This window comes from Streptomyces sp. WP-1, assembly GCF_030450125.1.
Lineage (GTDB): Bacteria > Actinomycetota > Actinomycetes > Streptomycetales > Streptomycetaceae > Streptomyces > Streptomyces incarnatus.
On record NZ_CP123923.1, the window covers coordinates 3365393 to 3384882 of the forward strand.

Below are 19490 nucleotides of genomic sequence, written 5' to 3' on the forward strand. Positions count from 1 at the left end.
TGGAGCCGGGGAGGGCGCCGGGCGCGGCTGACGGCGTACGGCAGCGCGAAGGCCCGGCGCCCCCTGAGGGGTGCCGGGCCTTCGGTCGGAGCGGTGGGGCTCAGTGGGCGTGGCCGTGGCTGTGGCCGTGGCCCGCGGCGGCCTCCGGCTCCTCTTCCTTCTTCTCGACGACCAGGGTCTCGGTCGTGAGCAGCAGGGAGGCGATGGAGGCGGCGTTCTCCAGGGCGGAGCGGGTCACCTTGACCGGGTCGATGACGCCGGCCTTGACCAGGTCGCCGTACTCACCGGTGGCGGCGTTGTAGCCCTGACCCTTCTCCAGGTCCTTGACCTTGGAGACGATGACGTAGCCCTCCTGGCCGGCGTTCTCGCCGATCCAGCGCAGCGGCTCGACGACCGCGTTGCGGACCACGGCGACACCGGTGGCCTCGTCGCCGGTCTTGTCGAGGTTGCCCTCGAGGACCTTGGAGGCGTGCACCAGGGCGGAGCCACCACCGGAGACGATGCCCTCCTCGACCGCGGCGCGGGTCGCGGAGATGGCGTCCTCCAGACGGTGCTTCTTCTCCTTCAGCTCCACCTCGGTGGCGGCGCCGACCTTGATCACGCACACGCCGCCGGCCAGCTTCGCGAGGCGCTCCTGGAGCTTCTCGCGGTCCCAGTCGGAGTCGGTGTTCTCGATCTCGGCCTTGATCTGCGCGACGCGGCCGTTCAGGTCCTCCGACTTGCCCGCACCCTCGACGATCGTGGTGTCGTCCTTGGTGACGGTGACGCGGCGGGCGGAGCCGAGCACGTCGATGCCGACCTGGTCGACCTTGAGGCCGACCTCTTCGGAGATGACGGTGGCGCCGGTGAGGACGGCCATGTCCTGGAGCATCGCCTTGCGGCGGTCGCCGAAGCCGGGGGCCTTCACCGCGACGGCGTTGAAGGTGCCGCGGATCTTGTTGACGACCAGGGTCGACAGGGCCTCGCCGTCGACGTCCTCGGCGATGATCAGCAGCGGCTTGGAGCCGGACTGGATGACCTTCTCCAGGAGCGGCAGCAGGTCCGCGATGGCGGAGATCTTGCCCTGGTGGATCAGGATGTACGGGTCGTCGAGGACGGCCTCCATACGCTCCTGGTCGGTCACGAAGTACGGGGACAGGTAGCCCTTGTCGAAGGCCATGCCCTCGGTGAAGTCCAGCTCCAGACCGAAGGTGTTGGACTCCTCGACGGTGATGACACCGTCCTTGCCGACCTTGTCCATGGCCTCGGCGATCAGCTCGCCGACCTGCTGGTCCTGGGCGGACAGCGCGGCCACGGCGGCGATGTCGGACTTCTCGTCGATCGGGCGGGCCGTGGCGAGCAGGTCCTCGGAGATCGCCTTGACGGCGGCGTCGATGCCCTTCTTCAGGGCGGCCGGGGAGGCACCGGCGGCGACATTGCGCAGGCCCTCGCGGACCAGCGCCTGGGCGAGCACGGTGGCGGTGGTGGTGCCGTCACCCGCGATGTCGTTGGTCTTGGTCGCCACCTCCTTCACCAGCTGCGCGCCGAGGTTCTCGTACGGGTCCTCGATCTCGACCTCGCGGGCGATCGTGACACCGTCGTTGGTGATGGTCGGGGCGCCGAACTTCTTGTCGATGACGACGTTGCGACCCTTGGGGCCGATCGTCACCTTCACCGTGTCGGCCAGCTTGTTGACGCCGCGCTCGAGGGCGCGACGGGCGTCCTCGTCGAACTTCAGGATCTTCGCCATGACAGCGGGAGCCCTCTCGGAATCTTGTGGGTAAAAGACGAACTGCGCCCCGGACGCCCGGCTTCGTTATCGGTCGCGGGGGCCAGGGGCGCAGCTCAGAGCAAAGGTTTGCCCGGGGTGAATTACTTCTCGATGATCGCGAGCACGTCGCGAGCCGAGAGGACGAGGAACTCCTCGCCGTTGTACTTCACCTCGGTGCCGCCGTACTTGCTGTACAGCACGACGTCGCCGACCTTGACGTCGAGCGGCAGGCGCTCGCCGTTCTCGAAGCGACCCGGACCGACGGCGAGGACGGCGCCCTCCTGGGGCTTCTCCTTCGCGGTGTCCGGGATGACCAGGCCAGAGGCCGTGGTCTGCTCGGCGTCCAGCGGCTGGACCACGATGCGGTCCTCGAGCGGCTTGATGGCAACCTTGGAGCTGGCGGTCGTCACGATCCGACCTCCCCCTTCGGAGATCTCACGGGGTTAACTGTCTGAGGTGGCGACCAGGTCGATCCGTCGTCGCGGGTGCCGGATCTGCCCGTCGCTTTGTTGGCACTCTCCAGTGGGGAGTGCCAGAGCCGAGACTATGACCGGGATTAGCACTCGGTCAAGCGGAGTGCCAATGCCGTGCGGCGCGTCGGCCGAAATCGCAGGTGCGGCAGCGTGGGTCGGCGGGCGGTGCCGGGCGTGCCGTACCAGGGGCTGGGCGCCCCCGGAGCCCCGCTGTCGGCCTGCGGCCTCCGTCTTCAGATGCCGGACGGGCTGGATCGACTACAGGTAGTCCTCCAGCCTCGCCGCCGTCAGGTTTCGTCCGTGGATGGCGTCCAGGAGGCGGGCCGTGGGGGTCTCCGGGAGGAGGCGGACGATGTCACCCGGGCGGAGGTGGTGCGGGCCCCGGGGGTAGATGAGGCCCGTCGGGGTGAGGGTGGCGCGCCACAGGACGACGGCCGTGGTGCCGCAGTCGGCGGCCGCGCGCAGGGTCGTCGCGTCGTACGAGCCCCGGGGCGGGCGCAGGAGCCGGGTGCGGCGGGCGCAGAGCGCGGCGCGCTGGGCGGCGTACGGCTTCCCCGCCAGGGGCCGGAGTCCGGGGGTGAACCGGGTCACCGGGACGCGGAGTCCGCGGGGCGCGGCGGTGCGGCGGGGGTCGCGGCCGGTGGCGTCGTAGGTGAGGAAGACGACCCGGTCGTGGGTGGGGACGTGGTCCACGACCGGGGGCAGGGGCCGGCGGGACGGCGGCGCGGCGAGCGGCCGGAGGTGCGGCCGCACCCCCTCCGCCGCCTTCCTGCCGAGGCGTTCGATGGGTACGACGGGCTGGGCGCACCCGGCGAGCAGCAGTGCCGCGGCGAGGACCCCGGCAGCCACCGGGGCCGCGCCTCGCGCACGCCGCCTCACCGACGCCCCGCCGGACACCTCACCGCACCCCCCGCGGCCGACGCGACCGCCGCGGCCGACTCACAGGTAGTCCTCCAGCCGTGCCACCGCGTACCCCTCGCGCGTCACCTTGTTGAGGAAGCGGCGCATGTCGTCGACCATCGTGCCGTCCCAGTCGCTGCGGCCCCGGAAGTGGGTGAGGACGATGTCGCCCCGGCGCAGCTGCTGGTCGTCCTCGCGGAACTCCCAGTGGTCGACGTACACCTCCTCGTTCCAGATCGGGGCGTACTTGATGCCGCAGGACTTGGCGGCGACCAGGGTGTCCTGGTTGTAGTTGCCGTAGGGCGGGCGCAGCACGGTCGGGCGCTTGCCGAACTGCTTCCGCATGATGTCCTGCATGTCGCAGATCTCGTGCTTCTGCTCCTCGTAGGACAGCCCCGGCAGGTAGGGGTGGGTGAGGGTGTGGTTGTTGAGGGTGTTGCCGTAGGACTGGGCCTTGCGGAAGTAGCCGTAGTCGTCCTTGACCAGGTAGTTGCTGAGGAAGGCGGTGTACGGGATCTTCAGGTCCCGCATCATCTGGAGGAACCGGGGGTCCTTCTCCGAGCCGTCGTCGATGGTGAGGAAGACGACCTTGTTCCGGGTCGGGACCGTGGTGAAGACCGGTGGCAGGCCCCAGTCCTCCTGGTGGTCCACCTCGAAGCCGGCGCGCGCGGTGATGTGCGGCTTCACCTTGGGCGGCGCCGGGGGCGCGATCGGGACCTCGTCCAGGCCCCAGCGTTTCGCGGCGGCGGCCATACGGGTGTGTTCCGCGGCCTCGGCGGCGCGGGGGTCGGGGGCGGCGTGCCCGGTCGCGCCCCGGCCGGCCGCCGGGCGGGCGGTGCCCGGGTCGGAGCCGGATCCGGATCCGGAGCAGCCGGTGACGAGGGCGGTCGAGGCGAGGACGGCGGCGCCGCAGCCGAGGGCCATCGCGTGTTTCCGGCCACCGGGGGCGGCCCCACGCCGACGTGCCCGACTTTTGTCATTTTGTACTACTAGTCGCATGGTGCTGGATCTTCGCAGGCCCCACCCCCGCTCCCCGGGCGACAACGCCGCCCTGACGCGCACCATCCACCGACTGGCCCACAATGACCCGGTGAACGACCTCGCTCCTCTCCTCACCCCCGAAGGCCGGGCCCTCCTCGAAGAGGTCCGCGGCACCGCCCCGGCCGATGAACTCGCCGTCGCCACCCGGCTGCGCCGCGACCACCCCTCCGACCTCGTGTCGGCCGCGCTCGGCCAGGCCCGGCTGCGGCAGCGCGCGGCGGCCAAGTTCGCGGCGGCGGACGCGGAGCGGATGTTCTTCACGCCGAACGGGGTCGAGCAGTCGACGCGGGCGAGCGTGGCGGCGTACCGGGCGCGGCGGCTGACCGATCTCGGGGTGACCTCGGTGGCGGACCTGTGCTGCGGGATCGGCGGGGACGCCATCGCGCTGGCGCGGGCCGGGATCCGGGTGCTCGCCGTGGACCGGGACCCGCTGACGGCGGCCGTGGCGCGGGCGAACGCGGAGGCGCTGGGGCTCACCGGCCTGATGCAGGTGCGGGAGGCGGATGTCGCGGAGGTGGACACCGCCGGGTACGACGCCGTGTTCGTGGATCCGGCGCGCAGGGGAGGCCGGGGCCGCGTCTTCGATCCCGAGGCGTACTCGCCGCCGCTGTCCTGGGCCGTGGAGGCCGCCCGCCGGGCACCGCACGCCGCGCTGAAGATCGCGCCCGGCATTCCCCACGAGGCGGTGCCGCCGGAGGCCGAGGCTGAGTGGATCTCGGACGGCGGCGATGTGAAGGAGGCGGTGCTCTGGTTCGGGACCGGGGCGCCGGGCGCGGTGCGCGCCACCCTGCTGCCGGGCCCGCGCACCCTGCTCGGGCGGGGCCTGCCGGATCCCGGAGTGCGGCCGGTGGGGCGGTACTTGTACGAGCCGGACGGCGCCGTGATCCGCGCGCATCTGGTCGCCGAGGTGGCCGAGGAGGTCGGCGGCGGGCTGGTCGACGCGACCATCGCGTACGTCACCGCCGACGAGCTGCACCCGACCCCGTACGCGGCCCCCTACGAGATCACCGACCAACTCCCCTTCAATCTGAAGAAGTTGAAGGCGCTGCTGCGTGAGCGTGAGGTCGGGACGCTGACCGTGAAGAAGCGCGGCTCGGCGGTCGAGCCGGAGGAGTTGCGGCGCAAGGTCAAGCCGCAGGGTCCGAACGCGGCGACCGTGTTCCTCACCCGGGTCGCGGGGGCGCCGACGATGCTGGTCGGCGGGCCCGCCCGGCCGCCCGAGGGCCCCTGACCGGCGGTCAGCGCAGGGTCGCCCACAGGGTCTCGGCGGCCGGCTCCTTCGCGATCACCCGGTTGGGGTCCGAGGGCGCCGTGACGACCGGCATCATCACGGTCCGCACCTGGTCCGCGCTCAGCCCCTTCAGGCTCTTGCCCAACTCGGTCAGCCCGGTCAGGGAGTCGAGTCCGGTGTCGGTGGTGAGGCTCTTGGTGACCGCGTCGGCGACCGTGTACAGCTTGGCCGGGTCGGTGAGCAGGTTCGTACCGGACATCCGTTCCAGCAGGGCCTTCACCAGCAGCTGCTGGAGTCCTATGCGGCCGAGGTCGCTGCCGTCGCCGATGCCGTGCCGGGTGCGGGCGAGGGCCAGCGCCTGCTTGCCGTCGAGGTGATGGGTCCCGGCCGCCAGATGGAGGTGGCTCTTGTCGTCGTCGATGTCCTGGGCCGTGGTGACGTCGACCCCGCCGAGCGCGTCGACCAGTTTGGCGAAGCCGGAGAAGTCGATCTCGATGAAGTGGTCCATGCGCACGCCGGTGATCGACTCGGCCGTCTTGACCGCGCACACCGGACCGCCCACCGAGAAGGCGCTGTTGAACATGGAGCCGTACGCCACCGCCGTCGAACCCCCGCCGGGCAGCGGGCAGGAGGGGCGGGTGACGAGGGTGTCGCGCGGGATGCTGACCACGGTGGCGCGGGTGCGGCCCGCGTCGAGGTGCACCACCATCGCGGTGTCCGAGCGGGCGCCCGAACTGTCGCCGCCGCCCAGCTCCTTGTCGGCCTTGCCGCTGCGCGAGTCCGAGCCCAGCACCAGGATGTTGAGCGACCCGGCCGGCAGCGGGGCGGCCGCGGCCGTGGGGGCGCTCGGGGAGGGCGCGAGCATCGCGTGCGCGGGGCGGTCGTCGCCGAGCGCGCTGTCGATGTCGACGCCCTTGATGTTGTGGTCCAGATGCCAGTAGGCGTATCCGGCCGTGGCCACCCCCAGCACCAGGGCCGCCGCCAGGGTGAGTCCGGCGATCCGCAGCACTCGCGAACGCCGGCCGTGCTCCTCGTGTCGCGTCACGGCAGGAACGTAAGTCCGAATTATTAGGGGACTGTTAGCGGAAGCCACACAGAGGGGTTTTCTTCGGAAAATCTCATCGGCCGGGGGCCGTTGACGCGTCCTCGAAAGTTTCGGTCACGCGGACGGCCGGCGCGGCACCGCCGTGCTGGAACGCACCACCAGAGTGGTCGCCGGCTCCAGCCGGGTGGCGGCGCGTTCCTCGTGCGCGCCGCCCGGTTCGAGCACCGGGCGGGCCGCGGCCTCGGCCATCTCGGTCAGCGGCTGCCGTACGGTCGTCAGCGGCGGGCCCACCCAGCGGGCCACCGGCAGATCGTCGAAGCCGACCACGCTGAGGTCCTCCGGGATGCGCAGCCCCCGCTCGCGCGCGGCCTCGTGCAGGCCCACGGCCTGGAGGTCGTTGCCCGCGAAGACCGCGGACGGCCGGTCCGGGCGGCGCAGCAGCTCCATGCCCAGCCGGTGGCCGGCGTCGCGGTGGAAGTCCCCGGCCACGATCAGCGACCGCGTTCGCCCGGGAGGACTTCGCGGGATCCGAGGCGGAGATCCCGACGGACGGCGGGTACGACCTGTCGGTCACCGTCCGCAACACGGGTGGGCGCGCGGGCGCCGAGGTCGTCCAGCTGTGTCTGCACGACCCGGTGGCCTCGGTGACCCGCCCGGACATCCGGCTGCGGCCACCGGCGGGTGGAGCTGGCCCCCGGCGAGGCCCGCCGCCTCACCTTCCGCTTCCACACCGGCCTCGCCTCCTTCCCGGACCGCACGGGCACCCGGTCGTGGAGCCGGGCGAGCTGGAGCTGCGGCTGGCCGCGTCGAGCACGCACGTACGGCACCGGGCGCGGCTGCGGCCGACGGGGCCGGTGCGGACGGTGGGCACCGGGCGGGAGCTGCGCTGCCCGGCGGCGGTCACGGGGACCTGAGCGGCCGGGGCATACGCCAACACCCCGCCTCCGGAGACCCGGAGACGGGGTGTGAGTGGAGCGCCGGGCAGGCCTTGCACCTGCATCTCCCCGCAGGAAGCGGGACGTCTTTCCTTGGACCACCAACGCACTGCGTTCGTACCGGCTTTCCGGCCCGTTCGCTGTGTGATGATCATAGACCGAGGGAGACGGCGGCCGCAAACTCGCCCGGAACAAACGGGACTCAGCCGCCCCTACTCGGACGCGACCGCCTCGAAACGCCAGCGGTGCACGGCCCGCGTCACCAACCGCGGGTCCGGTTCGGGGAGTTCCGGCAGCGTCGCGTCGTACGCGTCGGCCCACCAGGTGATGACCAGCACCCGGTCGCCCGGCGCGCGGAAGGTCTCGCGGCGCAGCGGCTCCCGGTCGAGCCGCTGGGCGCGGGCCCAGTCGAGGAGGTCCCCGCCCCGGCCCTCGGCCGCGCGTGCCTCCCACATCAGCGCGACCGTCATGAGTACAGGTTCTCCTTGCTGACCTCGTGCACATGGTCGTGGTGGCCCGGCACATGCGGGTCGGTGACCGGCAGGGAGGAGTCGGCGGACAGGTCCCAGCTGGAGGCGGCCCGGCCCCGGGCGACCATCTCGGCGCCGAGCGCGGCCACCATCGCGCCGTTGTCCGTGCACAGCTTGGGGCGCGGCACGCGCAGCCGGATGCCGGCCGCCTCGCAGCGCTCCTGGGCGAGGGCGCGCAGCCGGGAGTTGGCCGCCACCCCGCCGCCGATCATCAGATGGTCGACACCCTCGTCCTTGCAGGCGCGCACGGCCTTGCGGGTGAGCACGTCCACCACGGCCTCCTGGAAGGAAGCGGCCACATCGCGCACCGGGACCTCCTCGCCGGCCGCGCGCTTCGCCTCGATCCAGCGGGCCACGGCGGTCTTCAGGCCGGAGAAGGAGAAGTCGTACGCGGGGTCGCGCGGGCCGGTCAGACCGCGCGGGAAGCTGATCGCGGCCGGGTCGCCCTCCTTGGCGTACCGGTCGATGACCGGGCCGCCGGGGAAGCCCAGGTTCAGCACGCGGGCGATCTTGTCGAAGGCCTCGCCGGCCGCGTCGTCGATGGTCGCGCCCATCGGCCGGACGTCGGAGGTGATGTCGGAGGACAGCAGCAGCGAGGAGTGGCCGCCGGAGACCAGCAGCGCCATCGTCGGCTCGGGCAGCGGGCCGTGCTCCAGCTGGTCCACGCAGATGTGGGAGGCGAGGTGGTTGACGCCGTAGAGGGGCTTGCCGAGCGCGTAGGCGTACGCCTTGGCGGCGGAGACGCCGACCAGGAGGGCGCCCGCGAGTCCGGGGCCCGCGGTGACCGAGATGCCGTCGAGGTCCCTGGCGCTGACCCCGGCCTCCTTCAGGGCGCGGTCGATGGTCGGGACCATCGCCTCCAGGTGGGCGCGGGACGCCACCTCGGGGACGACGCCGCCGAAGCGGGCGTGCTCGTCCACGCTGGAGGCGACGGCGTCGGCCAGCAGGGTGGTGCCGCGCACGATGCCGACGCCGGTCTCGTCGCAGGAGGTCTCGATGCCGAGGACGAGGGGTTCGTCAGCCATTGATCTCGGTTCCTTGAACAGATGCGGAAGGGTCGGTCAGGCGCATCACCAGGGCGTCCACGTTCCCCGGCTGGTAGTAGCCGCGCCGGAACCCGATGGGGGCGAAGCCGAAGCGCTCGTACAGCTTCTGCGCGCGGATGTTGTCCACCCGGACTTCGAGCATCACCTCGTGGCACTCGAACGCGGTCGCCGCCCGCAGCAGATCGGTCAGCAGCCGGCCGCCGAGCCCCGAGCCCTGGAGGTCGCGGGCGACGGCGATGGTCTGGATGTCGGCGAGGTCGCCGGAGGCGGCGAGGCCCGCGTAGCCGACCACCCGGCCGGTGCCGTCCTCGGCCACGACATAGCGGCGGGTGGCCTCGGCGCCCCGGGAATGGGCCAGTTCGGACCAGAACATGCCCCGGGACCAGGCGTCCTCCGGGAACAGGTCCTTCTCCAGCTCCAGGACCGGGTCGATGTCCCACCAGCGCATCTCGCGCAGTTCGACGGTCACTTCGGGGTGACCACCTTGTAGTTCTTGGGGACCTGGGCGTCCGGGCGGCGCAGGTACAGCGGCCTCGGCGCGGGCAGTTCCTCCCCGGCGGCCAGCCGCTCGGCGGCGAGCGCGGCCAGCGCGGCGGCGGACACGTGCTCGGGCTCGTGGGCGCTCGGGAACATGTCCGGGTAGAGCAGGGCGCCCGCGCCGGCCGCCGGGAGCCCGGCGACCTGCTCGGCGATGTCGGCCGGGCGGTCGACGGCCGGGCCGGTCAGCCGGGTGCGGGAGTCGGCGTACGTCGCCCAGTAGACCTCCTTGCGCCGGGCGTCGGTCGCCACGACGAAGGGGCCCTTCTCGATGTCGGCGGCGTAGGCGAGGCCGTCCAGGGTGCACACGCCGTACACGGGGACGCCGAGGGCCAGGCCGAAGGTGTCGGCGGTCATCAGGCCGACGCGCAGTCCGGTGTAGGGGCCGGGGCCGGTGCCGACGACGATCCCGGTGACCGCCTCCAGCGTGAGGCCGGCCTCGGTGAGGACCCGGTCGACGGCCGGCAGCAGCAGCTCCCCGTGCCGGCGCGCGTCCACCTGCTTCGACGAGGCGATGACGTCCGTGCCGTCGTGCAGGGCGACGGTGACGGCGGGCGTTGCGGTATCCAGAGCGAGCAAGAGCACGCGAACAGCCTACGGCGCCCGCGCCTCGCGCACGGCCGCCCGGGGCGGACGGTCACCGGCTGCTACGGTCTGTACGAAGTACGACATATCGCGCACGGCGGAGGTGGAAGCAGGTGGCAGGGACCAGCTCGGGAATCGTGGCCGGCCTCACCGCGGCGGCCGTCGGCGTGGTCGGCTTCCTGGCCTACGAGGCGTACGCGACGGTGCCGGCGGGGCTGGGCGCCCGTCCGGCGGCGAACGGCTCGCCCGGCGGGCAGGCCACGAAGGCGCCCCGGGACCGGCTCCACCCGACCGCCCTGCCGAGCGGGTCCGGCAAGGGTGAACGGGTGGTGTACTCGGTGGACGACGACCGGGTCTGGCTGGTCGAGGCCGGCGACCGGGTGCTGCGCACCTTCCGCGTCCGGCCCGGCACGGTGGATCCGCCCCTCGGCACGTACTGGGTGACCTCCCGCTCCCACGCCGTCACCGGCACGGACGGCATCCCCATCGAACACGTGGTCCGCTTCACCACGGTCGACGGCGTCACCATCGGCTTCTCCGCCCCCACCACCCCCGACGCCGTCCCGGCCCCCGACGCGGGCACCAGGACGGGCGGCATCCGCGAGACCCGCGCGGACGGCGAGGCGATGTGGAACTTCGCGACGATCGGCGAACGGATCCTGGTGATCCGCTGAGGGCTCCGCCTGGGATCGACACCTGGGGAACCGGCCGCCCCGGGGGACCGGCAGCCCTGCGAAGCGGGCGCGCCGGCGACCAGGAGCGTCGCTGGATGGTGGGCTGGATGTCGGGTGAGCTGGAGATCAGGTGACCTCGCGGTCCGGAGGGCCTGAGGGCCGGGCGACCCCGCGAGTCCGGCGGTGGCCCTGAGGCTCGGGCGACCTGCGGAGGGGACGGCGACTGAGGGCCGGGCACCTCCGCAAGAGACGGCAGACCCGGGGACCGGACAGCCCCGCGAGCACGGCAGGCCCATCCACTCGGGGCCGGAGGTGGCGGCGCGGCGGAGAGCGGGGAGCGGACTCCGCCCGGCGGGCAGGTGAGCCGGGCCGGAAGCCGGCAAGGCACGGCCCCGCCGCACTCCGGCCCTCCGCAGGCGGCCGAGCGCGCCGGAACCGGCTCTCGCGGCCCGGACGGACGGACCCGCGCGGTTCCCCGAGGCTTACGCCGCTCGTTTCGGGTGGTCGGCCCGGTGAGGGGCCCGGGGCTCCGGAGGGCGTGGTGGGCTGGAGAGGGTCGCCGCGGCGGCGCAGGACGCCAGGAGGACGTGCATGGGGACCGGGGCGGGGGCCTTCGGGGGGCGGGGGGCGGGCATGGGCGCCTCCTGAGGTGCGGCGGCGTAGTTAGGCATGCCTGACTACGGGCTGGACCCCATGTCATCACGCCCGGGTTGACCGCGCAACATCTTGCCGACGGCCTGTCGGAAAACCGGCCCGGGTCAGGCCGTGAGGGTCTCCAGGCCCGCGTCGGCCCAGCGCGCGCCGAGCCCCGTGAGGATCACGTGCCGCACCTCGTCCGCGGTGTCGCCGACCGCGCGGTGGATGACGAGCTGGAGCCGGTCCTCGGTCAGCTCCTCGACCTTGCCCTCGCCCCACTCCACGACGATCACCGAGTCGGACAGCGAGACATCGAGGTCCAGGTCCTCCATCTCGTCCAGACCGCCGCCGAGCCGGTACGCGTCCACATGCACGAGCGGCGGGCCGTCGACGAGGGACGGATGCACCCGGGCGATCACGAAGGTCGGCGAGGTGACCGCGCCCCGCACCCCGAGCCCCTCCCCCAGGCCCCGGGTCAGCGTGGTCTTGCCCGCGCCCAGTTCCCCGGAGAGCATCACCAGGTCCCCGGCGCGCAGCAGCTTGGCGAGGCGCCGGCCCAGCTCGCGCATCTGCTCGGGCGAGGTGATCGTCAGCCGGGTCCCGGCCGGGTCGTGCTCAGCGGGGTCGTACGGTGCTGCTGCTGGACGTTCCATAGGAACTTACGGTAGCCGCTGCGGGCACCGCCCCCGCGCGGGTGAGCAGATCGGCGAGGCGGTCTATCACCACCTCCGGGTGCTCCAGCATCACCAGATGCCCGGCGTCCGGCACCAGCACCAGCTCGGCGTCGGGCAGCTCGTCGGCTATGGCCTCGCTGTGCGCGCTCGGCGTCACCAGGTCCTGCACACCCGCCAGCACCAGCACCGGCATCTGCCGGAAGCAGGCCAGCGCGGCCGTCTTGTCGTGGTCGGTGAAGGCCGGATAGAACTCGGCGACGACATCGATCGGCGTGGACTCGATCATCCGCTCGGCGAACCGCTCCACCGCCGGGTCGATGTCCCGCCCGGCGAACGAGTACCGCTTGATGATCCCGGCGAACAGCTCCGCCGTCGCCCGGCGCCCCTTCTCCACCAGCTCCGCCTGCTGCCCGAGCGCCCTGAGCACCCCCGGCAGGATCCGGCGTATCGCGTTGACACCGGCCACCGGCAGCCCGAAGTTCACCTCGCCGAGCCGCCCCGGGGACGTGCCCACGAACGCGGTGGCGACCACCCGCTCCGCGATCAGCTCCGGGTACTGCGCGGCGAGCGCCATCACGGTCATCCCGCCCATCGAGTGCCCGACCAGCACGATCGGCCCCTCGGGCACGGCCGCGTCGATGACGGCCTTCAGATCGCGGCCGAGCTGGTCGATGGTCAGCGGCTCACGGTCCCGGCTCTGCGCCACGCCCCGCCCGGAGCGGCCGTGGCTGCGCTGGTCCCAGTGCACCGTGCGCACGACCCCGCGCAGGGCCGCCCGCTGGAAGTGCCAGGAGTCCTGGTTGAGGCAGTAGCCGTGGCAGAAGACGACCGTGGCCGGGGCGGGCGCCTTGCGGCCGAAGAGCCTGCGCCGGCGCGCCGAGGGCGCGGCGTCCGCGTCCGGCTCCACCTCGTCGACCTCGTAGTACAGCTCGGTGCCGTCGTCGGCGTACGCCTTGCCCGGGGTGCCGCGCAGGGTGCCGTAGGGCCCCGCGGAGTCCAGGGCGAGACGCGCCTTGCGGCGCACCGCGCGGCCCACCGTCATCCGCTCGACGGCGACACCGGCCGCCGCGCCCGCGGCGAGGACGCCTATCGCGGCACCGGCGATACCGGTCGCCCTGCGCCAGTTCCCGGCCGCCGAGGCGACGGCGTCCGTCACGGTCTCCGCCCTGCTGTCGCTCACGTGCCGCTCCTCCTCGCCGTCGTACCGACTCGCCCTGCCGACTCGCCGTGCCGATGTGCCGTACCGATGTTCGCCGAGACGGGTGCGACCAGGTGTGCGAATGTGACGGTTGTTACACGTGACGTGGGCAGCCGGTCGCAGCCGTCCTCGGACGGGTCACCCCCGCACGTCCTCGTCGACGTCATCGGCATAGACGCGCGGCACCCGGGATCCGATGCGCGTGACGATCTCGTACACGATCGTGCCGCAGGCCGTCGCCCAGTCCTCGGCGGTGGGCTCGCCCCGGTCGCCGGGGCCGAAGAGCACGGCCTCGGCGCCGACGGGCGGTTCGTCGCCGCCGAGGTCCACCACGAACTGGTCCATGGCGACCCGCCCGGCGGCCGTCCGCCACTTGCCGTCGACCAGCACGGGCCCGGCTCCGGAGGCGTGCCGCGGGACGCCGTCGCCGTAGCCGAGCGGCACCAGGCCGAGCGTGGTGTCGCCGGGGGTGACGTAGTGGTGGCCGTAACTGACCCCGTGTCCGCCCGGCACCCGCTTGACCAGGGCCAGCGAGGCGCTGAGCGTCATCACCGGGCGCAGTCCGAAGTCCGCCGGGGTGCCGACCTCGGGGCTGGGCGACAGGCCGTACATGGCGATACCGGGGCGGACCAGGTCGAAGTGGGTCTCCGGAAGGGTGAGCGTGGCGGGCGAGTTGGCGATGTGCCGCACCTCGGGGCGCACCCCCTGCTCCTCGGCGTACGCCACCATCTCGCGGAAGCGGGTGAGCTGGGCGCCGATGGAGGGGTGGCCGGGCTCGTCGGCGCAGGCGAAGTGCGACCACAGTCCGGTGACCCGGACCAGTCCCTCGGCCTCGGCGCGCAGCGCGGCGGCGACCAGCTCCTCCCAGTCGGCCCCGGGCTGGCAGCCGTTGCGGCCGAGCCCGGTGTCGGCCTTGAGCTGGACGCGCGCGGTCCGTCCGGCGGCGCGGGCCGCCCCGGCGACCTCGCGCAGCGCCCACATCCCGCTGAGGGACACGTCGATGTCGGCCTCGATCGCCTGCCGCCAGGGCCCGCCGGGCACCCACAGCCAGCACAGGACACGCTGGGTCAGCCCGGCCGCGCGCAGCGCGAGGGCCTCCTCGGGCGTGGCGGTGCCGATCCAGGTGGCCCCGGCCTCGACGGCGGCGCGGGCGCAGCGCAGCGCGCCGTGGCCGTATCCGTCGGCCTTGACGACGGCCATCACGGCCGCGTCCCCCACGCGGGCGCGCAGGGTGCGCACATTGGCGCGCAGCGCGCCCAGATCGATCTCGGCACGGGCGCGCAGGGGGGCGGTCGGCACAGCTGCAGTCTCAGTCATGGCGCCCCCAGTCTCTCAGAGCGCGCCACCGGCCCCCGGCGCGGTGCCGGGACCGGGCGGGCCGTGGGCGCCGAAGGGCACCAACTCCGGGACGCGTGAGCCGACATCGAACGGGCGCGGCGGCGCGGCCCTCCTCGTGCGCCCAGCCGCCCGCCCCCTCGGTCCAGCACGTGCGCCCAGCCGCCCGCCCCTTCAGTCCAGTACGTCCCGCCATGCCTGAGGCACGCACTCCGCCACGTCGTGCGCACCGGCCGGCGCGCCCTGCGCCGCGAACCGGCCCGCGAGGCCGTGCAGATACGCGGCGACGCTGCCCGCGTCCAGGGCGGACAGGCCCGCGGCCAGCAGCGAGCCGCCGAGGCCGGACAGCACGTCGCCGCTGCCCGCGGTGGCCAGCCAGGGGGTGCCGGTGGCGTTCACCCGGACCGCGCCGCCCGCCGCGTCCGCGACCAGCGTGGTGGAGCCCTTGAGCAGCACCGTCGCCCGGTACACCGCGGCCAGTTCACGCACCGCGGCCAGCCGGGCGCCCTCGACCTCCTCGCGCGCCACGCCGAGCAGGGCCGCGGCCTCGCCCGCGTGCGGTGTCATCAGGGTGGGCGCGGTACGCCCCCGTACGGCGTCCCGGTCGGCGAGCCGCAGCCCGTCCGCGTCCAGCAGCACCGGCACCTCTGCGGCCAGCACCTCGGCGACGGTCGCCGCGTCGTCGCCCGCGCCGGGACCGGTGACCCAGGCCTGCACGCGGCCCGCCTCGGCCGGGCCCCGGTCGGAGACCAGGGTCTCGGGGAAGCGGGCGATGACCGCGTCCGCGGCCGGGCCGACGTAGCGCACCGCCCCCGCGCCGCCGCGCAGCGCCCCGGAGACGGCGAGCACCGCGGCGCCCGGGTAGCGCCCGGAGCCGGCCGCGACGCCGACCACGCCCCGCCGGTACTTGTCGCTCTCGGCGGCCGGGTGCGGCAGCAGGCGCTCCACGTCCGCGTGTTGCAGCGCCTCCAGCTCGGGCTCGGCGGGCAGTTCGAGGCCGATGTCGACCAGCCGTACGACCCCGGTGTACTCCCGCGCCGGGTCCACCAGCAGTCCGGGCTTGTACGTGCCGAAGGTGACGGTGAGGTCGGCCCGTACGGCCGCGCCCCGCACCTCCCCGCTGTCCGCCTCGATCCCGCTGGGCAGGTCCACCGCGACCACCGCGGCCCGGGTCCGCTCGACGGCCGCCACCAGCCGCTCGGCGTCGGGCCGCAGCCCGCCCTTGCCGCCGATCCCGACGATGCCGTCCACCACGAGGTCGGCCCGCCCGATCGCCTCGCCGGCCGCCTCGGGTACGACGCTCACGCCCCCGGCCCGCCGCAGCGCTGCCAGCCCCTGGGCGTGCGCCCGCTCGGGCGACAGGAGCACGGCCGTCACTCCGGCCCCCCGTCGCGCCAGCCGGGCACCGGCGTACAGGGCGTCGCCGCCGTTGTCACCGCTGCCGACGAGCAGGACCACCCGGCTGCCGTACACCCGGCCCAGCAGTTCGGCGCAGGCGGCGCTCAGTCCGGCGGCCGCCCGCTGCATCAGCGCCCCCTCGGGCAGCCGCGCCATCAGGGCCCGCTCGGCCGCCCGCACCGTCTCCACGCTGTACGCACTCCGCATGGCTCCGAGTCTGCCCCGTAACCCCCACCGCCCACACCCGCCGGGCCGGTCAGCCCTCGGCGACCACCACGGCCGAGGCGACGCCCGCGTCATGGCTGAGGGAGAGGTGCCAGGACCGCACCCCCAGCTCGGCGGCGCGCGCGGCGACCGTGCCCCGCACCCGCAGCCGTGGCCGCCCGCTGTCCTCGACGTACACCTCGGCGTCCGTCCACAGCAGTCCCGGCGGTGCCCCGAGCGCCTTGGCCAGCGCCTCCTTCGCCGCGAACCGGGCCGCCAGCGAGGCGACACCGCGCCGCTCCCCGCTGGGCAGCAGCAACTCCGCTTCCACGAACAGCCGGTCGGCCAGCTGCGGGGTCCGCTCCAGGGACGCCCGGAAGCGGTCGATCTCCGCCACGTCGATCCCGACTCCGATGATGCTCATGGGCAGCACCCTAGGCGGGAGGCGGCGCCCGCATCCCCTCTACGCTTCCGGCATGACGAGCGCCACGCCCCGACAGACCTACCTCGCCGACCTGTTCTCGCTGGACGGCCGGGTCGCCGTGGTGACCGGGGGCAGTTCCGGCATCGGCCGGGCCGTCGCCGGGGCGCTGGCGCGGGCCGGGGCGAGCGTGGTGGTCGTGGCCCGGGGCGAGGAGCAACGGGCGGCCACCGTCGAAGAGTTGACGACGCTGGGGTGCCGGGCGGCCGGGGTCGCCGGGGACCTCGCCAGCCGGGCGGGCGTCCGGGCGGCTGCCGAGGCGGCGGCGGAGGTGTTCGGGGAGCCGGACATCCTGGTGAACTCCGCCGGGATCAATCTGCGGCCCCCGATGGGCGAACTGGGCGAGGACGTCTGGGACGCCACCATGGCCGTGAACCTGGAGGCGCCCTTCCTGCTGGGGCAGCGGTTCGGACCCGGCATGGCGGAGCGCGGCTTCGGCCGGATCATCCACATCAGCTCCCAGCAGGCGCACCGGGCCTTCGTGAGCAGCGGCGCGTACGGCGTCTCCAAGGGCGCGCTGGAGTCGCTCGCCCGCTCGCAGGCGGAGGCGTGGTCGCCCTACGGGGTCACCTGCAACACCCTGGTGCCGGGCTTCGTGACGACCCCGCTCAACGCGCGGCTGTCCGCCGACCCCGAGAAGGTCGCGGCACTGGCCGCGCGCACCCTGACCGGGCGCAACGGCCTCGCCGAGGACTTCGCGGGCGCCGCCGTCTTCCTCGCGAGCCGCGCCTCCGCCTACGTCACGGGCCAGTCGATCCACGTCGACGGAGGCTTCTCGGTCCACTAGGACAGGGGCGCCCGGGGCAGGGGCGTCATTCCACGGTCACCGACTTCGCCAGGTTCCGCGGCTGGTCCACCTCGTTGCCCCGGGCCGCGGCCAGCTCGCAGGCGAAGACCTGGAGCGGCACCGTGGCCACCACCGGCTGGAGCAGGGTCGGCGTGACCGGGATGCGGATCAGGTGGTCGGCGTACGGGACGACCGCCTCGTCGCCCTCCTCCGCGATCACGATGGTGCGCGCCCCGCGCGCCCGGATCTCCTGGATGTTGGAGACGATCTTGTCGTGCAGCAGGGACCGGCCGCGCGGCGACGGTACGACGACCACCACCGGCATGTCCTCCTCGACCAGCGCGATCGGCCCGTGCTTCAGCTCGCCCGCCGCGAAGCCCTCGGCGTGCATGTAGGCGAGTTCCTTGAGCTTGAGCGCGCCTTCGAGGGCGACCGGGTAGCCGACGTGCCGGCCGAGGAAGAGCACCGTGTCCTTGCCGGCCAGGGTGCGCGCCAGCGCCCGTACCGGCTCCATGGTCTCCAGGACACGCTCGACCTCGTCCGAGATCCTGGACAGGTCCTTGATCACCGCCTGGATCTCGTCGCCCCACTTGGTGCCGCGCACCTGGCACAGGTACAGGGCAACCAGGTAGCAGGCGACCAGCTGGGTCAGGAACGCCTTGGTGGAGGCGACCGCGACCTCGGGCCCGGCGTGCGTGTACAGCACCGCGTCCGACTCGCGCGGGATCGTGGAGCCGTTGGTGTTGCAGATGGCCAGCACCTTGGAGCCCTGCTCACGGGCGTGCCGCAGCGCCATCAGGGTGTCCATGGTCTCGCCGGACTGGGAGATCGCGATCACCAGGGAGCGGCCGCCGAGGATCGGGTCCCGGTAGCGGAACTCGCTGGCCAGCTCCACCTCGCAGGGGATCCGCGTCCAGTGCTCGATGGCGTACTTGGCGATCAGCCCCGCGTGGAAGGCCGTACCGCAGGCCACGATCACGACCTTGTCGATCTGGCGCAGATCGGCGGGGGTGATCCGCAGCTCGTCCAGGGTGAGCGAGCCGGACGGGTCGATCCGGCCGAGCAGGGTGTCGGCGACCGCCTTGGGCTGCTCGGCGATCTCCTTGAGCATGAAGTAGTCGTAGCCGTCCTTCTCGGCGGCCGAGGCGTCCCAGTCCACGTGGTACGAGTGCACCTCGGCGGGCAGGCCGTCGAAGCCGGTCACGGTCACGCCGTCGCGGCGCAGCTCCACCACCTGGTCCTGGCCCAGCTCGATCGCCGAGCGGGTGTGCGCGATGAACGCGGCGACGTCGGAGGCGAGGAACGCCTCGCCCTCGCCGACGCCGACCACCAGCGGGGAGTTGCGGCGCGCGCCGACCACCACGTCCGGGGCGTCCGCGTGCACCGCGACCAGCGTGAACGCGCCCTCCAGACGCCGGCACACCAGCCGCATCGCCTCCGCGAGATCGCCGGTCACCGAGTACTCCTCGGCCAGCAGATGCGCGACGACCTCGGTGTCCGTCTCGGAGTTCAGCTCATGGCCGCGCTCGGCGAGTTCGGCGCGCAGCAGCGCGAAGTTCTCGATGATGCCGTTGTGGACGACGGCGACCCGGCCCGCGTTGTCCAGGTGCGGGTGCGCGTTGTCGTTCGTGGGGCCGCCATGGGTGGCCCAGCGCGTGTGTCCGATGCCCGTCGAACCGGCCGGCAGCGGCCGTTCGACCAGTTCCTTCTCCAGGTTGACCAGTTTCCCGGCCTTCTTCGCGGCGGCCAGACCGCCGTCCGCCAGCAGGGCGACGCCCGCCGAGTCGTACCCCCGGTACTCCAGTCGCTTCAGCCCGGCCATCACGACATCGAGCGCCGACTGCGACCCTACGTATCCCACGATTCCGCACATGTGCCGCAGCCTACGGGCCGATCGGCCGTCAAAAGTGGCGCCGCGTGCCCGATTTCGGAAATCCCGGGCCCGTTCAGAGCACATCCGTGGCGCGTTCGCGGCGCATCCGGGCCGCGTCCATGCCCCCGCACAACCGTGCGACCGGGTCGGAGGTCTA

Annotated in this window: 18 protein-coding genes and 2 pseudogenes; 4 read left to right on the forward strand and 16 right to left on the reverse strand. The window is 73.4% G+C overall.

The genetic code is table 11. The features are described from left to right. Positions 1 to 100: 100 nt before the first annotated feature. The 4 genes from groL to QHG49_RS14390 all read right to left on the reverse strand — a co-directional run bounded on the left by groL (position 101) and on the right by QHG49_RS14390 (position 4122). Positions 101 to 1729 (reverse strand): chaperonin GroEL, encoded by a 1629-nt coding sequence (gene groL, locus QHG49_RS14375; RefSeq protein WP_145482878.1) that lies wholly within the window; start codon positions 1727 to 1729, stop codon positions 101 to 103. A gap of 122 nt (positions 1730 to 1851) precedes the next feature. Continuing rightward, a complete protein-coding gene (gene groES / locus QHG49_RS14380; RefSeq protein WP_046426823.1) occupies positions 1852 to 2160 on the reverse strand; it encodes a co-chaperone GroES in 309 nt (102 codons plus the stop codon). A 321-nt stretch (positions 2161 to 2481) separates the two neighbouring features. After that, positions 2482 to 3102: a hypothetical protein gene (locus QHG49_RS14385; RefSeq protein WP_370530464.1), complete on the reverse strand. Its 621-nt coding sequence runs from the start codon at positions 3100 to 3102 to the stop codon at positions 2482 to 2484. Positions 3103 to 3162: 60 nt separating this feature from the next. Next, positions 3163 to 4122, reverse strand: coding sequence for a polysaccharide deacetylase family protein (locus QHG49_RS14390; protein WP_301489991.1), 960 nt, complete (start codon positions 4120 to 4122; stop codon positions 3163 to 3165). A gap of 91 nt (positions 4123 to 4213) precedes the next feature. Between QHG49_RS14390 and QHG49_RS14395 the strand changes: the two genes are divergently transcribed. Then, positions 4214 to 5395: a methyltransferase domain-containing protein gene (locus QHG49_RS14395; RefSeq protein WP_301492776.1), complete on the forward strand. Its 1182-nt coding sequence runs from the start codon at positions 4214 to 4216 to the stop codon at positions 5393 to 5395. A 7-nt stretch (positions 5396 to 5402) separates the two neighbouring features. Here QHG49_RS14395 and QHG49_RS14400 read toward each other — a convergent pair whose 3' ends face one another. Both QHG49_RS14400 and QHG49_RS14405 read right to left on the reverse strand, forming a co-directional pair. Further along, positions 5403 to 6404 (reverse strand): LCP family protein, encoded by a 1002-nt coding sequence (locus QHG49_RS14400; protein WP_201300816.1) that lies wholly within the window; start codon positions 6402 to 6404, stop codon positions 5403 to 5405. Between the two features lie 150 nt (positions 6405 to 6554). Beyond that, positions 6555 to 6938, reverse strand: a pseudogene (locus tag QHG49_RS14405) (substrate-binding domain-containing protein); the annotation flags it as partial. Between QHG49_RS14405 and QHG49_RS14410 the strand changes: the two are divergent. Beyond that, positions 6929 to 7354 (forward strand): annotated as a pseudogene (locus tag QHG49_RS14410) (fibronectin type III-like domain-contianing protein); the annotation flags it as partial. The pseudogenes QHG49_RS14405 and QHG49_RS14410 overlap by 10 nt on opposite strands. A gap of 233 nt (positions 7355 to 7587) precedes the next feature. On the opposite strand, the gene QHG49_RS14415 reads toward QHG49_RS14410, so the two are convergent. The 4 genes from QHG49_RS14415 to tsaB are packed head-to-tail and all read right to left on the reverse strand — an operon-like array spanning position 7588 to position 10073. Continuing rightward, positions 7588 to 7845, reverse strand: a complete 258-nt coding sequence (locus QHG49_RS14415; protein ID WP_159704193.1) for a hypothetical protein — start codon at positions 7843 to 7845, stop codon at positions 7588 to 7590. Further along, the gene (gene tsaD, locus QHG49_RS14420; RefSeq protein ID WP_145482865.1) at positions 7842 to 8930 is read right to left on the reverse strand and encodes a tRNA (adenosine(37)-N6)-threonylcarbamoyltransferase complex transferase subunit TsaD; all 1089 of its coding nucleotides are present in this window, start codon (positions 8928 to 8930) and stop codon (positions 7842 to 7844) included. The genes QHG49_RS14415 and tsaD overlap by 4 nt, the downstream gene beginning before the upstream one ends. Continuing rightward, on the reverse strand, positions 8923 to 9399 hold the full coding sequence (gene rimI / locus QHG49_RS14425; RefSeq protein ID WP_145484059.1) for a ribosomal protein S18-alanine N-acetyltransferase: 477 nt from the start codon (positions 9397 to 9399) through the stop codon (positions 8923 to 8925). Before rimI ends, tsaD begins: the two co-directional genes overlap by 8 nt. 17 nt (positions 9400 to 9416) lie before the next feature. Further along, entirely contained in the window at positions 9417 to 10073 is a 657-nt protein-coding gene (tsaB, locus tag QHG49_RS14430) for a tRNA (adenosine(37)-N6)-threonylcarbamoyltransferase complex dimerization subunit type 1 TsaB (protein WP_301489992.1), read from the reverse strand. Positions 10074 to 10186: 113 nt separating this feature from the next. On the opposite strand from tsaB, the gene QHG49_RS14435 reads away from it, so the two are divergent. Next, complete coding sequence (locus QHG49_RS14435; protein ID WP_145482861.1) at positions 10187 to 10747, forward strand: hypothetical protein; 561 nt, start codon at positions 10187 to 10189, stop codon at positions 10745 to 10747. A gap of 758 nt (positions 10748 to 11505) precedes the next feature. Here QHG49_RS14435 and tsaE read toward each other — a convergent pair. From tsaE to QHG49_RS14460, 5 genes are all read right to left on the reverse strand, one after another. Continuing rightward, complete coding sequence (gene tsaE, locus QHG49_RS14440; RefSeq protein ID WP_145482858.1) at positions 11506 to 12036, reverse strand: tRNA (adenosine(37)-N6)-threonylcarbamoyltransferase complex ATPase subunit type 1 TsaE; 531 nt, start codon at positions 12034 to 12036, stop codon at positions 11506 to 11508. After that, complete coding sequence (locus tag QHG49_RS14445) at positions 11999 to 13237, reverse strand: alpha/beta fold hydrolase (RefSeq protein ID WP_159704190.1); 1239 nt, start codon at positions 13235 to 13237, stop codon at positions 11999 to 12001. The genes tsaE and QHG49_RS14445 overlap by 38 nt, the downstream gene beginning before the upstream one ends. Positions 13238 to 13393: 156 nt before the next feature. After that, positions 13394 to 14572: an alanine racemase gene (gene alr, locus QHG49_RS14450; protein ID WP_301489993.1), complete on the reverse strand. Its 1179-nt coding sequence runs from the start codon at positions 14570 to 14572 to the stop codon at positions 13394 to 13396. 192 nt (positions 14573 to 14764) lie between these two features. Next, positions 14765 to 16195 (reverse strand): NAD(P)H-hydrate dehydratase, encoded by a 1431-nt coding sequence (locus tag QHG49_RS14455; RefSeq protein WP_201300648.1) that lies wholly within the window; start codon positions 16193 to 16195, stop codon positions 14765 to 14767. 49 nt (positions 16196 to 16244) lie between these two features. Next, the gene (locus tag QHG49_RS14460; RefSeq protein ID WP_159704184.1) at positions 16245 to 16616 is read right to left on the reverse strand and encodes a holo-ACP synthase; all 372 of its coding nucleotides are present in this window, start codon (positions 16614 to 16616) and stop codon (positions 16245 to 16247) included. A gap of 52 nt (positions 16617 to 16668) precedes the next feature. Between QHG49_RS14460 and QHG49_RS14465 the strand changes: the two genes are divergently transcribed. Further along, positions 16669 to 17460, forward strand: coding sequence for an SDR family NAD(P)-dependent oxidoreductase (locus QHG49_RS14465; protein ID WP_301489994.1), 792 nt, complete (start codon positions 16669 to 16671; stop codon positions 17458 to 17460). 25 nt (positions 17461 to 17485) lie between these two features. Here QHG49_RS14465 and glmS read toward each other — a convergent pair whose 3' ends face one another. After that, positions 17486 to 19333, reverse strand: coding sequence for a glutamine--fructose-6-phosphate transaminase (isomerizing) (glmS, locus tag QHG49_RS14470; protein ID WP_159704178.1), 1848 nt, complete (start codon positions 19331 to 19333; stop codon positions 17486 to 17488). Positions 19334 to 19490: the final 157 nt, after the last annotated feature.